Annotated in this window: 11 protein-coding genes; 7 read left to right on the top strand and 4 right to left on the bottom strand. The window is 64.9% G+C overall.

Annotated elements, in window-relative coordinates; translation table 11 throughout:
• Positions 1–3: 3 nt before the first annotated feature.
• On the bottom strand, positions 4–927 hold the full coding sequence (locus tag FFS45_RS23375; protein ID WP_137957005.1) for a branched-chain amino acid transaminase: 924 nt from the start codon (positions 925–927) through the stop codon (positions 4–6).
• A gap of 355 nt (positions 928–1282) precedes the next feature.
• Here FFS45_RS23375 and FFS45_RS23370 point away from each other — a divergent pair, with 355 nt between their 5' ends.
• The 7 genes from FFS45_RS23370 to FFS45_RS23340 all read left to right on the top strand — a co-directional run bounded on the left by FFS45_RS23370 (position 1283) and on the right by FFS45_RS23340 (position 9805).
• Complete coding sequence (locus FFS45_RS23370; protein ID WP_137957004.1) at positions 1283–2476, top strand: phosphoglycerate kinase; 1194 nt, start codon at positions 1283–1285, stop codon at positions 2474–2476.
• 586 nt (positions 2477–3062) lie between these two features.
• Positions 3063–4499: a pyruvate kinase gene (pyk, locus tag FFS45_RS23365; protein ID WP_137957059.1), complete on the top strand. Its 1437-nt coding sequence runs from the start codon at positions 3063–3065 to the stop codon at positions 4497–4499.
• Positions 4500–4693: 194 nt separating this feature from the next.
• On the top strand, positions 4694–5758 hold the full coding sequence (gene fba / locus FFS45_RS23360; protein WP_137957003.1) for a class II fructose-bisphosphate aldolase: 1065 nt from the start codon (positions 4694–4696) through the stop codon (positions 5756–5758).
• A 147-nt stretch (positions 5759–5905) separates the two neighbouring features.
• Positions 5906–6796 carry a phosphoribosylaminoimidazolesuccinocarboxamide synthase gene (locus tag FFS45_RS23355; RefSeq protein ID WP_137957002.1) on the top strand — a complete coding sequence of 297 codons (891 nt, stop codon included), beginning with the start codon at positions 5906–5908 and terminating at the stop codon, positions 6794–6796.
• Positions 6797–6836: 40 nt separating this feature from the next.
• Positions 6837–7373 carry a 5-(carboxyamino)imidazole ribonucleotide mutase gene (gene purE / locus FFS45_RS23350; protein ID WP_137957001.1) on the top strand — a complete coding sequence of 179 codons (537 nt, stop codon included), beginning with the start codon at positions 6837–6839 and terminating at the stop codon, positions 7371–7373.
• Positions 7374–7524: 151 nt separating this feature from the next.
• Complete coding sequence (locus FFS45_RS23345; protein WP_137957000.1) at positions 7525–8721, top strand: 5-(carboxyamino)imidazole ribonucleotide synthase; 1197 nt, start codon at positions 7525–7527, stop codon at positions 8719–8721.
• A 13-nt stretch (positions 8722–8734) separates the two neighbouring features.
• The gene (locus tag FFS45_RS23340; protein WP_137956999.1) at positions 8735–9805 is read left to right on the top strand and encodes an L-threonylcarbamoyladenylate synthase; all 1071 of its coding nucleotides are present in this window, start codon (positions 8735–8737) and stop codon (positions 9803–9805) included.
• A 116-nt stretch (positions 9806–9921) separates the two neighbouring features.
• Here the strand turns inward: FFS45_RS23340 and FFS45_RS23335 are convergent, their stop codons facing one another.
• The 3 genes from FFS45_RS23335 to dacB form a co-directional block, all read right to left on the bottom strand.
• The gene (locus FFS45_RS23335) at positions 9922–11172 is read right to left on the bottom strand and encodes an SGNH/GDSL hydrolase family protein (protein ID WP_137956998.1); all 1251 of its coding nucleotides are present in this window, start codon (positions 11170–11172) and stop codon (positions 9922–9924) included.
• An 83-nt stretch (positions 11173–11255) separates the two neighbouring features.
• Positions 11256–12248, bottom strand: coding sequence for a sterol desaturase family protein (locus tag FFS45_RS23330; protein WP_137956997.1), 993 nt, complete (start codon positions 12246–12248; stop codon positions 11256–11258).
• A 196-nt stretch (positions 12249–12444) separates the two neighbouring features.
• Positions 12445–14145, bottom strand: coding sequence for a D-alanyl-D-alanine carboxypeptidase/D-alanyl-D-alanine-endopeptidase (gene dacB, locus FFS45_RS23325; protein WP_137956996.1), 1701 nt, complete (start codon positions 14143–14145; stop codon positions 12445–12447).
• Positions 14146–14381 lie beyond the last annotated feature (236 nt).

Genomic DNA, 14381 nt, shown 5'->3' with positions numbered 1-14381 from the left:
GATTCAGATCTTGGTCAGCCAGTGCGCGTACTTCTCGCTCTTGCCGTTGACGATGTCGAAGAAGCCGCTTTGCAGCTTTTCCGTGATCGGACCGCGCGCGCCCGAGCCGATCGTGCGGTTATCGAGTTCGCGGATCGGCGTAACTTCGGCGGCGGTGCCGGTGAAGAACGCTTCGTCGCAGGTGTAGACCTCGTCGCGCGTGATGCGCTTCTCGATCACTTCAATGCCGGCGTCCTTGGCGAGCGTGATAACCGTGTCGCGCGTGATGCCGTCGAGGCACGACGACAGGTCCGGCGTGTACAGCTTGCCGTTGTTCACGAGGAAGAAGTTCTCGCCCGAGCCTTCCGACACATAGCCGTCCACGTCGAGCAGCAGTGCTTCGTCGTAGCCGTCGGCGGTGGCTTCCTGGTTGGCGAGAATCGAGTTCACGTACCAGCCCGAGGCCTTGGCGCGCACCATGGACACGTTCACATGGTGGCGGGTGAACGACGAGGTCTTCACGCGGATGCCCTTTTTCAGGCCGTCTTCGCCAAGATAGGCGCCCCACGGCCATGCGGCGATGGCCACGTGGATCGTGTTGCCCTTGGCCGACACGCCGAGCTTTTCCGAGCCGACCCAGATGATCGGGCGCAGATAGCAGGATTCGAGCTTGTTTTCACGCACCACTTCGCGCTGCGCGGCGGCGAGCGTTTCATGGTCGAACGGCACGTCCATCTGGAAAATCTTGGCCGAGTTCAAGAGGCGCTTGGTGTGTTCCTGCAGACGAAAAATGGCGGTGCCGCCGTCAGCCGTCTGGTAGGCCCGCACGCCTTCGAAAACGCCCATGCCGTAGTGCAGCGTATGAGTGAGGACGTGGATCTTGGCGTCGCGCCAGTCGATGAGCTTGCCATCCATCCAGATCTTGCCGTCGCGGTCGGCCATTGACATACGATTCTCCAGCGGTGCGTTATGAAGGGTTGCGCAAGGCCGTACAAAGATACCCGGCAAGCGGCGAAGACCATTATTTTAACGTCTTTTGCACAAGGAACGGGCATTTGGCCGCACCCCCGGGCGGCATGTTGCATTGCAGCATGCGCGATACATCTCCCAAATACGGGACATTCGCCTCGGCGCGAGGCATGGCGGGGTGGGGATCGGTTAAAATGGACGGCTTCCGGATCACTGCGCGACGCTGCGACAGATGCCGTCGGGCCTGTTCGCGGGGCCACCCCAGCGGGGCTCCTGAGCGGAGGCTGTTCGCGCGCTGTCCGTCACCGCCTTCCAATCAACTCGCAAATCGCTCATGAACCAGGTATTGCGTCTCTCCGATCTGATCTCCGAAGGCAAGCTGTCCGGCAAACGCGTGTTTATCCGCGCCGACCTGAACGTTCCGCAGGACGATCAAGGCAACATCACCGAAGACACCCGTATCCGCGCCTCCGTGCCGGCCATCAAGGCTGCGCTCGACGCCGGCGCCGCCGTGATGGTCACGTCGCACCTGGGCCGTCCCACGGAAGGCGAATTCAAGCCGGAAGACTCGCTCGCGCCGGTCGCGAAGCGGCTGGCTGAACTGCTCGGCCGTGACGTGCCGCTGGTGGCGAACTGGGTCGAAAACGGCGTGAACGTCGCGCCCGGCCAGGTCGTGCTGCTCGAAAACTGCCGCGTCAACAAGGGCGAAAAGAAGGATTCCGACGAGCTCGCGCAAAAGATGGCGAAGCTCTGCGACGTCTACGTGAACGACGCATTCGGCACCGCCCACCGCGCCGAAGCCACCACCCACGGCATTGCGAAGTACGCGCCCGTCGCTTGCGCAGGCCCGCTGCTCGCGGCTGAGCTCGACGCGCTCGGCAGCGCGCTCGGCGCGCCGAAGCGCCCGCTGGTGGCGATCGTCGCCGGCTCGAAGGTGTCCACCAAGCTGACCATCCTCAAGTCGCTGGCCGAGAAGGTCGATCAACTGATCGTGGGCGGCGGCATCGCCAACACGTTCATGCTGGCGGCCGGTCTGAAGATCGGCAAGTCGCTCGCCGAAGCTGATCTGGTGAACGAAGCGAAGGCCATCATCGACCAGGCGAAGGCACGCGGCGCCTCGGTGCCCATCCCGACCGACGTGGTCACGGCCAAGGAGTTCTCGCCGACCGCCAAGGCCGAAGTCAAGGCCGTGGCCGACGTAGAGGACGACGACCTGATCCTCGACATCGGACCTGAAACCGCCAAGGCATTGGCGGCGCAACTGGAAAAGGCCGGCACGATTGTCTGGAACGGCCCGGTCGGCGTGTTCGAATTCGACCAGTTCGGCAACGGCACGAAGACGCTGGCGGACGCCATCGCCAAGTCGCCGGCGTTCTCGATTGCAGGCGGCGGCGATACGCTCGCGGCCATCGCCAAGTACGGCATCCACGACAAGGTGAGCTATATCTCGACGGGCGGCGGCGCCTTCCTCGAATTCCTCGAGGGCAAGAAGCTGCCGGCAGTTGAAGTCCTGGAATCGCGGGCTTAATGTGACAACGCGCTCCCCCTCGGCCAAGACTGCAAAGACGCGCGTGAAGTCGCCGGCCGGCAAGACCGCAGCTACCGCGGCATCTGCCGCCAGGGCGGGCAAGGCCGCCTCAGCGGCCAACGCGGACAAGGCCGCCTCGGCGGCCAAAGCGGCCACTGAGCTTGCGGCACGCACCGCGGCGCAGGCAGTCAAGACGGAGGAGCGCGTAGCAGGCTCCAGCGGGACACCGCAGCAAGCGGTTCCCAAGGTTTCACCCGCCGGTCATGCCGGCGGCGCACTATCCCACGCATACGAAGCACACGAAGCATCCGGATCACCCGTGGCGCTCGCGGAGTTGACCACTGAGTCGGTTGCAGGCTTGCCCGCCGGGCATGCCGCCGCACCGCACGCAGAACCCCGCAGCGGTACGACCGTAGCACCCGCAGCACCGCTGGCGTCGCGTACGCCGGTGTCGAACACCGCTTCACCCCATAAAGCGACGCTGGTTTCAACCGGCGCGCAGCCCCTGGCAGCATCCTTCGGTGCGCAGCCTCCGCACCCGACTCGCAGCGCTCTTTCCAGCGATCCCATCCAGACGAGGAGACTCATGCATCGCGCCACCAAGATTGTCGCCACCATCGGCCCGGCTTCCAGCACGCCCGAAATCCTGCTGCAAATGATTAAGGCGGGGCTCGATGTGGTGCGCCTCAATTTCTCGCACGGCACGGCCGACGATCACCGCCAGCGCGCCGAATATGTGCGCGAAGCGGCCCGCCAGGCGGGCCGTGAAGTTGCCATCATGGCTGATCTGCAAGGCCCGAAGATCCGGGTCGGCAGGTTTGAAAACGGCAAGACCACGCTCGTTCCCGGCAACGCGTTCATCCTCGATGCCGAATGCGAACTCGGCAACGACGATCGCGTCGGTCTCGACTATAAAGACCTGCCGCGCGACCTGAAACCGGGCGACGTGCTGCTGCTCAACGACGGTCTGATCGTGCTCGACGTCGTGCGCGTGCTGGGCAGCGAGATTCACACCACCGTGAAGATCGGCGGCGACCTGTCGAACAACAAGGGTATCAACCGCCAGGGCGGCGGCCTGACGGCGCCGGCGCTCACAGCGAAGGACATGGAAGACATCCGCACGGCGATGTCGCTGGGCGTGGACTATGTCGCGGTGTCGTTCCCGAAAAACGCCACCGACATGGAAATGGCCCGCCAGCTCGCCAACATTGCCGGCGCGCCCTATGGCATCAAGCCGAAGATGATCGCCAAGATCGAGCGCGCCGAGGCGATTCCGGCGCTGCAAGGTATCCTCGACGCGTCCGACGGCATCATGGTTGCGCGCGGCGATCTGGCCGTGGAAGTGGGGAATGCCGCAGTTCCGGCGCTGCAAAAGCGCATGATTCGTATGGCACGCGAATCGAACAAGTTTGTGATTACCGCCACACAGATGATGGAGTCGATGATCTACGCGCCGGTGCCGACCCGCGCGGAAGTCTCGGACGTCGCCAATGCGGTGCTGGACGGCACGGACGCGGTGATGCTGTCGGCCGAGTCCGCCGCCGGCAAGTACCCGGTGCAGACCATCGAAACCATGGCGGCGATCTGCGTCGAAGCGGAAAAGTCGGAGCAGTCGGAGCTGGACAAGGATTTCCTCGACCGCACGTTCACCCGCATCGACCAGTCGATTGCGATGGGCGCGCTGTTCACGGCATTCCACCTCGGCGCCAAGGCGATTGTGGCGTTGACGGAGTCGGGTTCGACCGCGCTGTGGATGTCGCGTCACTGGACCCATGTGCCGATCTTCGCGCTCACGCCGCGGGTGGGCAGCGAGCGCGCCATGGCGATCTACCGCAACGTCACGTCGCTGCATCTCGATACCAGCAGCGACCGCGACACCGCGCTGCAGCAGGCGCTGGAGACGGTGGTGAGCAAGGGCTACGCGTCGCGCGGCGACATGGTTGTGCTGACCGTCGGCGAGCCGATGGGTCAGGCCGGCGGAACGAACACGCTGAAGATCGTACGGGTCGGCGAACCGTATTGATCGGCAACAGAACTGCTTAGGATCGGCACGGCGAAGCAACCGCACCACCCCGCGAGAGGCGGTGCGCAGGTTTATCGGGCAGCCTTCGGGCGGGCTTCGAGCCTGCTGCCTACGGGTATGCGGTTTGCTTCGCGATAAAATTGCAAAAATAGATGCCGACGGCACAGGATTCGTTTCAATCTAAGGAGTAAAGCATGCCTCTCGTATCAATGCGTCAATTGCTGGACCATGCCGCCGAAAACGGTTATGGCTTGCCGGCATTCAACGTGAACAATCTGGAGCAGGTGCAGGCCATCATGGCGGCGGCGGATCAGGTCGGCGCCCCGGTGATCATGCAGGCTTCGGCTGGCGCGCGGAAGTACGCGGGCGAACCGTTCCTGCGCCATCTGATCGAAGCGGCCATTGAGTCGTATCCGCACATTCCGGTCGTGATGCACCAGGATCACGGGCAGTCGCCGGCCGTGTGCATGGCGGCAATCCGCAGCGGCTTCACCAGCGTGATGATGGACGGCTCGCTCGAGGCTGACGGCAAGACGGTCGCTTCGTACGAGTACAACGTCGACGTGTCGCGCAAGGTCGTCGAAGCGGCGCACTCGATCGGCGTGACGGTGGAAGCGGAGCTCGGCGTGCTGGGTTCGCTGGAAACCATGAAGGGCGACAAGGAAGACGGCCACGGCGCGGAAGGCACCATGACGCGCGAGCAGCTGCTGACCGATCCGGAGCAGGCCGCCGACTTCGTCAAGCTGACGCAGTGCGACGCGCTGGCCATCGCCATCGGCACGTCACACGGTGCGTACAAATTCAGCAAGAAGCCCACGGGCGACATTCTGTCGATCCAGCGCATCAAGGAAATTCACCAGCGCATTCCGAACACCCACCTGGTGATGCACGGTTCGTCCTCGGTGCCGCAGGAATTGCTCGCGGAAATCCGCGAATTCGGCGGCGACATGAAGGAAACCTACGGCGTGCCGGTCGAGGAAATCCAGGAAGGGATCAAGCACGGCGTGCGCAAGGTTAATATCGACACTGACCTGCGTCTGGCGATCACCGGTGCGATCCGCCGCTACATGGCGGAAAATCCGGGCAAGTTCGACCCGCGCGATTATCTGAAGCCGGCGCGCGAAGCGGCCAGGAAGATCTGCGTGGACCGTTTCGTCGCTTTTGGCGCGGAAGGCCAGGCCGGCAAGATCAAGCCCGTTTCGCTTGATAAAATTGCGGAGAAGTACAAGTCGGGCAGCCTCGCACAGGTCGTCCGCTAAACAGGCAGTACCCGCGCGGCAGCCGCGCGCGGACCTGGCCATCCGGCCAGGTTGCAGCCAGTCTCGCCGTTCCCGCATCATAGGGGGAACGGCGTTTCCCTTTTGTTCCGGTCTTATTTTTTGCCCCACTTTTAGCGAACTACGACGATGTCTACCCTCTACGAATCCACGCTCCGCTCGCTGCCGCTGCTCGGCCGCGGCAAGGTCCGCGACAACTATGCGGTGGGCAACGACCAGTTGCTGATTGTCACCACCGACCGTCTGTCGGCGTTCGACGTCATCATGGGCGAGCCGATTCCGAACAAGGGTCGCGTGCTGAACCAGATGGCCAATTTCTGGTTCGACAAGCTCAAGCACATCGTGCCGAATCACCTCACCGGCGTGACGCCGGAATCGGTGGTGGCGGCTGACGAAGCCGAGCAGGTGAAGGGCCGCGCCGTGGTGGTGAAGCGCCTCGAGCCGATCCTCGTCGAAGCCGTGGTGCGCGGCTACCTGGCCGGCAGCGGCTGGAAAGACTACCAGGCCACCGGCGCCGTGTGTGGCGTCGAGCTGCCGCCGGGCCTGCAAAATGCGCAAAAGCTGCCCGAGCCGATCTTCACGCCGGCAGCCAAGGCCGAAATGGGCCACCACGACGAGAACATCACCTACAACGAGATGGAACGCCGCATCGGCACCGAACTGTCGGCCACGATCCGCGACATCTCGATCAAGCTGTACAAGGAAGCGGCGGACTACGCGGCAACCCGCGGCATCATCATTGCCGACACCAAGTTCGAATTCGGTCTGGACAATCACGGCAAGCTGTACCTGATGGACGAAGCGCTGACGGCGGATTCGTCGCGCTTCTGGCCGGCCGACGAGTACCAGGTGGGCACCAACCCGCCGTCGTTCGACAAGCAGTTCGTGCGCGACTGGCTGGAAACCCAGTCGTGGAAGAAAGAGCCGCCGGCGCCTAAGCTGCCGGACGAGGTCGTCACGAAGACGGCCGCGAAGTATCAGGAAGCGCTCGAGCGCCTGACCGGGCAGAAGCTCGCTTAAGGCCGCAAAAGCCGATTAGGAAGATGAGGAAGTCCGAGAGATGAGCCAAGTCCAGACTGCCCAGGCAGCACAGACAGCCCATACGCACGCTGCGCCGCTGGTCGGCGTGCTGATGGGGTCCAGTTCCGACTGGGAAGTCATGAAGCACGCCGTTGCGATCCTGCAGGAATTCGGCGTACCGTATGAAGCGAAGGTCGTGTCCGCACACCGGATGCCCGATGAGATGTTCGCGTATGCCGAGGCGGCGCGCGAGCGCGGCCTGCGCGCGATCATCGCGGGCGCAGGCGGCGCCGCGCACCTGCCTGGCATGCTGGCCGCCAAGACCACCGTGCCGGTGCTCGGCGTGCCGGTGGCGAGCAAGTATCTGAAGGGCGTCGATTCGCTGCATTCGATCGTGCAGATGCCCAAGGGCGTGCCGGTCGCGACGTTTGCGATCGGCGAAGCGGGCGCGGCCAATGCGGCGCTGTTCGCGGTGTCGATTCTGAGCGTGACCTCGACCGAGTATGCGAACCTGCTCGCAGCGTTCCGCGTTCGCCAGAACGAAGCCGCGCACGCGATGGTTTTGCCCGCGCTGTAAGCGCGTCCATGAAGGCCCGATAACGGCCCGAATGAACGTGATTGAGCGTGATTGGGCCTGATTGGCGTGATTCGCGATTGGGACTGCTGTCCATTGCCTGACCCCCGGCGCGGCGCGCAGCGATGTGCGCCAGCCGTGACCGACCACTGAGATGAACCCAGACAACACACCGGTTTCACCGATTATGCCCGGCGCATGGCTTGGCATGGTGGGTGGCGGCCAGCTCGGCCGCATGTTCTGCTTCGCCGCCCAGGCGATGGGCTATCGCGTCGCCGTGCTCGATCCGGACGAAACCAGTCCGGCCGGCGCCGTGGCGGACCGCCACCTGCGCGCCGCGTACGACGACGAAGCCTCGCTCACCGAACTCGCGCGCCTGTGCGCGGCGGTTTCGACGGAATTCGAGAACGTGCCGGCCGCGAGCCTCGATTTTCTCGCCCGCACCACCTTCGTGAGCCCGGCCGGCCGTTGTGTGGCCGTGGCGCAGGACCGCATCGCCGAAAAGCGCTTTATTGTCGAATCAGGCGTTCCGGTGGCGCCGCACGTGGTGATCGAATCGTCGGATGCGCTCGCCGCCATTGACGACGCCACCCTCGGTGCCGTGCTGCCCGGCATTCTGAAGACCGCACGCCTGGGCTATGACGGCAAGGGCCAGGTGAGCGTGCGTAACGCCGAGGAAGTGCGCGAGGCGCATGCCTCGCTCGGCGGCGTGCCGTGCGTGCTGGAAAAACGCCTGCCGCTGAAGTTCGAGGTGTCGGCGCTGGTTGCACGTGGCACGAACGGAACTTCGGTGGTCTATCCGCTTGCCCAGAATACTCACCGCGACGGCGTGCTTTCGCACACCATCGTGCCCGCGCCGGACGCGAGCCCGACCCTGGTCGGCCAGGCTCAGCAGGCCGCGCTGCGGATTGCCGACAAGCTCGGTTATATCGGCGTGTTGTGCGTCGAGTTCTTCATTCTGGAAGACGGCACGATGGTCGCCAACGAAATGGCGCCGCGGCCGCACAATTCCGGCCACTACACGGTCGATGCCTGCGCCACCAGCCAGTTTGAGCAGCAGGTCCGGGCGATGACCGGCATGCCGCTCGGCGATACGCGCCAGCACTCGCCGGCGGTGATGCTGAACATCCTCGGCGATATCTGGTTCCCGGACGGGGGCAAGCATGCGGCGGTTACGCCGCCATGGCATGAGGTAGCGGCGATGCCGGCCGCACGGCTGCATCTTTACGGCAAGGAAGAAGCACGGCCCGGCCGCAAGATGGGTCACGTGAACTTCACCGCCGCGACCCTCGATGAAGCCCGCACCGCCGCGCGCGACTGCGCTCGCCTCCTGCATATCCTGAAGGGCTGACGCGCCAGTCATCATGCCGGATCAAACCAAACCTGCTGACAGTGGCGCGCTGGATTCGCCGCGCTTGCCGGATGACGCGCCGGTGAACGCCGCGCAGATCGAGCACGCCGCCGCGCTGCTCGACGCAGGCGAACTGGTCGCGTTCCCGACTGAAACCGTCTACGGCCTGGGCGGCGACGCCCAGAGCCCGGATGCGGTGGCGCGCATTTACGCGGCCAAAGGGCGGCCGACGAATCATCCGGTGATCGTGCACCTCGCGCCGCACGGCGATCCGGGTTATTGGGCCGAACAGTTGCCGCCGGAAGCGCTGCGGCTGATCGATGCTTTCTGGCCCGGTCCGCTCACGCTGATTCTCAAGCGCGCCGCGCACATTCCCGCCGCGGTGAGCGGCGGACAGGACTCGGTGGGGTTGCGCTGCCCGTCGCACCCTGTGGCGCAGGCGCTGCTCGATGCATTCAGCGCCTTGCGTGGCGGACACGGCGGGGTGGCCGCGCCGTCGGCCAACCGTTTCGGCCATGTCAGCCCGACCACGGCGCAACATGTGCGCGACGAATTCGGCGGCACGATCCATGTGCTCGACGGCGGCTCGTCGGATGTCGGCATCGAATCGACCATTCTCGATCTGTCGCGCGGTTTTCCGGCGCTGCTGCGTCCGGGGCGCGTGACGCCGCAGGATATTGCCGAAGTGCTCGGCGAGGCGCCGCGTCTGCCGGACGGCTCGGATGCCACGGCGCCGCGGGCATCGGGCACGCTCAAGGCACACTACGCGCCGCGCACGCCGCTTGCGCTGCTGCCGTTCGAAGCGCTGGAGCCTTTGCTGGCGGCGCGCGAGCCGAACGAGCGCGTCGCACTGGTGGCCCGCGTGTCGCGCGCCGGCCGCTGGGCCGATGCCGATGGCGTGCACTTCGTGGCGGCGCCCGAAGATCCCCATGCATACGCGCGCGAACTCTACAGTTTGCTGCGTGCACTCGACCGGGCGAACGTGACACGCATCCTGATCGAGAAGCTGCCGGATACGATTGAATGGATCGCGGTAAACGACCGGCTCGGCCGGGCGGCCGCGGCGTTCGAAGCGCAGCGGTAGGATCGGGTTCGAACGCCCGCGCACCATCAATAAAAAGGCCCGGCTAACCCCAGCCGGGCCTTTCATCACCGCACAGGTAAAACGGCGGACCCTTCGATCCGCTGCGTCACCGTTAGTTACTTGCCCAGACCCGTCGCCGCGATTTGCTGCTCGACGTACTGCGCGAACAAGGCGTGCGTGTGCGTGCTCGGGTGGACCGAGTCCGCGAACATATAGGTCTGGTCGGCGCCGGCCACCGTGTAGGTCTGCGGCGAGCAGAACAGCGACGAGCCGAACTGGGCGCCATACTCCGCTGCCGTCAGGCCGTTCGTTGCACTCGGGTTGGCAGTCGCATAGGCGGTTGCGTTGGCCACCATCGCGCTCAGGTTACACGCCGTGCCGGTGTTCGACACGGTGAAGCCGAGCGACTGGTAGTTCGGCAATTGCTGATCCAGCCACGTGAACGCATCGGCCACGATCACCTTGCCGGATGCCAGCAGGCCGAGGCTTGTCAGTTGCTGGACCAGGATGCCGTTGTACGCTGCGGTCACTCCCGAGAGCAGGGCAGCCGAGCCAGCCGTGGACGCGTTGGCCGCGACGCCAAGCGGCGTATTGCCGATGTCCGGCACCGTCGACACGACCACGTGGGTTGCGCCCGAGCTGACGATGGTCTGGACTTGCGCGGCGAGCGCGGCGGCGGCCTGCGCGACCTGCGGGTTGGACAACTGCTGCAGGTAGCCGGCGATGAACTCGACCTGGCCTGCCTGCGTGTTCGGCAGCGTGCCGGCCAGCACTTCTTTCGGGTATACCGTCTGCAGCGCGGTGGCGAGCGCCGTCAGATTGGCGGTCGTCGCAAACTGGAAGATATCGTTCGCGCCGCCGTTCACCAGTACGAGCTGATTCGCGTTGAAGCTCGTATGCGCGCCCAGATAGTTCGCCACCTGGGTCACGACCGGCACCGTCGTGGCAGCCGCGTTGTTAGGCGCCCAGCCTTCACCTTGCGCGTTGACGACGTCCGAGCCGCCCTGTGCATAGCCGAGGCCGCCTGCTGCGGCGAGCGGCTGGCCGAAGCCGCCGAGGTACGCCGGCGTCAGCGTGCCGCCGTAGTATTCCGCGACCTTTTGCGTCCATATTTCACCCGGGTTGGTCGTGAAGCGGCCGCCACCGAAGTCCGCCGCGATGACCGGCGAATACGTGCCCACATCCGAGAGGCTGTCGCCGAACGAGACGACCTGCAGGTTCACACCGCCCGCCGGCGTGCTGCTGCTCGAGCTGCTGCTATTGCTGCTGCCGCCGCCGCAGGCTGCAAGCATGGCGAAGGCTGCGCTGGCGATCGCAACTTGCGTGAGGCGCACCACAGCGCGTTGTTTCATTCCCTGTTGTTTCATGTTGATTTCATCTCCTCGTATGTGTGGCCTTTTTTGCCATGTGATGCAGGCGGCGCCCGCCGCTTCGGCGGCGTGACGACAGCTTACAGAATCTTCCCCGATCTGCGCGGTGTTTCAAACGCCGCCGAGTGGTTTGCCGATGCACCTGCGGGTTCGTCTGGGCGCTCATCCGCGCATTTATGCAGGCTGAGGCCGCTAGCCTGCTCGGCGCACGCGGCATGATAGGCGGCGTGATACGCGGCGGCCCACGCCGGCGGCGCGAACAGCGCGCGCAGCTTGTTGCGCCATCCCGGCACGCGCAGGAAATCGGCGCCCATCGACGCCCATTCGTGAAACGTCGCCTTCACCGGGTTGTAGGTATGGAGCGGCTCGACGATGCCGTAGACCGGGGCATCGTGTGCATCCTCTTCCACGTAGCTGCCGAACAGGCGGTCCCAGATCACCAGCACGCCGGCGTAATTGCGGTCGATATAGCGGTCGTTACGGGCGTGATGAACGCGATGGATCGACGGCGTGTTCAAGACGTATTCGAGCCAGCCGAGCTTGCCGATGGCCTGGGTATGGACGAAAAACTGAAAGCCGAGATTGATCAGCACGATGGCGACGATCTGCTTCGGCGGAAAGCCGAGCACGGCGAGCGGAATCCAGAACACCCACATGCCGGCAATCGGGTACATCAGGCTCTGGCGAAACGCTGTCGAAAAATTCATCCGTTCCGACGAGTGGTGCACCACATGCGCCGCCCACAACCAGCGCACCCGGTGGCTGCAGCGGTGAAATACGTAGTAGAGCAGATCCTGCGCGACGAATAGCACGACGAACGACACCCATCCGGCGTGCCACGTGTAGACCCGGAAGTGGTCGAAGCAATATGCATAAACGGGGATGATGGCGAGCCACGCGAGCTTGTCGGCGGCCTGCTGCATCAGTGCGAGCGCGGCGTTGCAAAGCGTGTCGGGCCAGCTATACAGGCCTGCTTGCGGGCGCGTGCGACGCAGGTGCCACGCCTCCCAGCCAATACATGCGAGGAAGACGGGCGCCATGGCGAGCAGCAGCAATTCGGCATCGAATTGCATGGGCGTCTTCCTCCGTGGTCCCTGAGCGCTGCGAATGCCGCAGCGAGCGTTGTCTTTATTGTTTGAATGCGCAACGCCGTCGCCGGGGGGCGCGCGGCTTAGGCACGCCTCAGCGGATTTGACATGCGCTTCAAACACTGCCCGCAAGCGTACACGCTCTGCGGCTTGTCGCGCATGGCTTCGCTAGAAGGAATCCTCAATGCTCGCTGCGTTTGTGCGGGTTTTTCCTGGGCTTGGCGCGCGGTTGTTCGGCGACTTCCTGCATCGGTTGGGACGGACCCTGGTAGACCCATTCGAGCAGCGCATCATGCGCGGCGCGCGCCGCCTCCGAGTGCGGATCGTTGATGATGCTGACGACGATGTAACTGACGCCGTCGGCGGAGGCCACGTAGCCGGCGATCGCGCGCACGTCGCGCAGTGTGCCGGTCTTGATGTGCGCATTACCGCCGACCGGCTGCGAGGTGAGCCGGTTGCGCATGGTGCCGTCGACGCCCGCCACCGGCAGCGAATCGACAAACACCTGGGCGACCGGGCTCGCGTTGGCCGCCTGCAACAGATCGGCCAGCGAGAGCGCCGTGATGTGCTCGTCGCGCGACAGGCCCGAGCCGTTGTCGAGCGACAGGTACTCCATGTTCAGGCCGCTTCTCTGCAGAAACGCTTCGATTGCGCTGGCGGATTTCTCCGGCGTCGCCGGCGGCTTGCTGGTGACTGCGCCGATCGTCAGGAACAGGTTGCGCGCCATCGTGTTGTTGCTGAACTTGTTGATGTCGTGAACGATGTCCGACAACGGCGGCCCCTGGTGCGTGGCGATCAGGCGCGCTTCGACCGGCACCGGCCCTTCGCGGGTGGCGCCCGTAAAGGTGCCGCCGTTCTGCTGCCACAGCGCGAGGAAGCCGCCCGCGAAGAACGCCGAGTGATCGAGCACCGCGACGTTGAGTGTGCGCGGCCCGCAGCGTTCGGGGTCGTCGCCGGTAAACGAGGCGATCACCGTGCCGTTCGGCTGCGGCGTCACTGCCGGCGTGGGCAGCTCGCCACGGCAGGGGCCGCCGGTTGCGTGCAACTGGTTGTCGATCTGCAGTTGCGCGAGCGCAGGCAGCACATCCACGGCGACGCGGCCGTCAGTCGAGGGCGTCAACGTGAACGACAGCGACTTGAAAGCGTACAGCAGCGGATCGGGGCCGACGTTGTAGGGGGCGGTGGCATCGTCGTCGAACGGCGGCAGGTCGCGCGTGGACGGATCGAAATAGCGCTTGTCGAGCACCAGTGCGCCGTCAATGCCGTTGATGCCGGCCTTGCGGATTTTCTCCACGAGGTCGATCAGCTCTTCCGGCACCAGCTTCGGGTCGCCGGTGCCCTGAATGTACAGATTGCCGTGCAGGATGCCGTTGGCGTCGAGATTGCCGTCCGCGTAGGCGCTGGTGCGCCAGCGATAGTCGGGGCCGAGGATCGACAGCCCCGAGTAGGTGGTGACGAGCTTCATCGTCGAGGCCGGCATCATCGGCTTGCCGGCGTTGAGCGCGACGATCGGCGTGCGATCGCCGACTTTCTCCACCACCACGCTGATGTTGGACAGCGGCACATGGGCGCGCGCCAGTCCCGCCATGACCGCAGCCGGCAGCACCGTGCTGACGTTGACCGAAGGGTGCTTGGCCTTGATGCGGGCTTGTGCCGGCGCGGCGCAGGCGAGGGCGGCGCCGGCCAGCAGCACGGCCGCGGCGCCTAGCGGAGCGCGCTTCGCGGCGGTGCCCGGCGCGGTACGGCGCGGCATCGGGTCAGATGGTTTGGCGGGTACCGAAGATACAGATGGGGCAGCGGATGCAGCGACGGCAAATGGAGCGGACGAAGCAGCGCGCGGCGCGAGGCGGCGAATGAGTGAAGACAGAAAGACGGGCGTCATGAACGGGCCAGAAAACCAAAGAGTCACGTGCTGAAGCAAGGCGCGCGGCGCGCCATGCTCATGTAGGGCATCAAGCGGTGTAACGGCCGCGCGCAGCGAACCTTGATCGTCCTGCGCGAGTGCGCCGCCACCTCTTGTGCGAGTCGCGTCGCGGCGCCCCGGATCGGGGCCACATGAGCGCGCTACGCAAAAGCGCTCATTGTAGAGACATGCCGCGGCGATGCGGTGAAATTGCA

The organism is Burkholderia sp. 4M9327F10, assembly GCF_005503145.1.
Classification (GTDB): Bacteria; Pseudomonadota; Gammaproteobacteria; order Burkholderiales; family Burkholderiaceae; genus Paraburkholderia.
The sequence above is the reverse complement of the archived record's forward strand: the minus strand, read 5'-3'. Positions and strand labels throughout refer to the sequence as shown.

Bases quoted from the DNA above. Each gene is read 5' to 3' on its own strand.
- FFS45_RS23375 (WP_137957005.1), bottom strand. From the start codon at position 927: ATGTCAATGGCCGACCGCGACGGCAAGATCTGGATGGATGGCAAGCTC.
- FFS45_RS23370 (WP_137957004.1), top strand. From the start codon at position 1,283: ATGAACCAGGTATTGCGTCTCTCCGATCTGATCTCCGAAGGCAAGCTG.
- pyk (WP_137957059.1), top strand. From the start codon at position 3,063: ATGCATCGCGCCACCAAGATTGTCGCCACCATCGGCCCGGCTTCCAGC.
- fba (WP_137957003.1), top strand. From the start codon at position 4,694: ATGCCTCTCGTATCAATGCGTCAATTGCTGGACCATGCCGCCGAAAAC.
- FFS45_RS23355 (WP_137957002.1), top strand. From the start codon at position 5,906: ATGTCTACCCTCTACGAATCCACGCTCCGCTCGCTGCCGCTGCTCGGC.
- purE (WP_137957001.1), top strand. From the start codon at position 6,837: ATGAGCCAAGTCCAGACTGCCCAGGCAGCACAGACAGCCCATACGCAC.
- FFS45_RS23345 (WP_137957000.1), top strand. From the start codon at position 7,525: ATGAACCCAGACAACACACCGGTTTCACCGATTATGCCCGGCGCATGG.
- FFS45_RS23340 (WP_137956999.1), top strand. From the start codon at position 8,735: ATGCCGGATCAAACCAAACCTGCTGACAGTGGCGCGCTGGATTCGCCG.
- FFS45_RS23335 (WP_137956998.1), bottom strand. From the start codon at position 11,172: ATGAAACAACAGGGAATGAAACAACGCGCTGTGGTGCGCCTCACGCAA.
- FFS45_RS23330 (WP_137956997.1), bottom strand. From the start codon at position 12,248: ATGCAATTCGATGCCGAATTGCTGCTGCTCGCCATGGCGCCCGTCTTC.
- dacB (WP_137956996.1), bottom strand. From the start codon at position 14,145: ATGACGCCCGTCTTTCTGTCTTCACTCATTCGCCGCCTCGCGCCGCGC.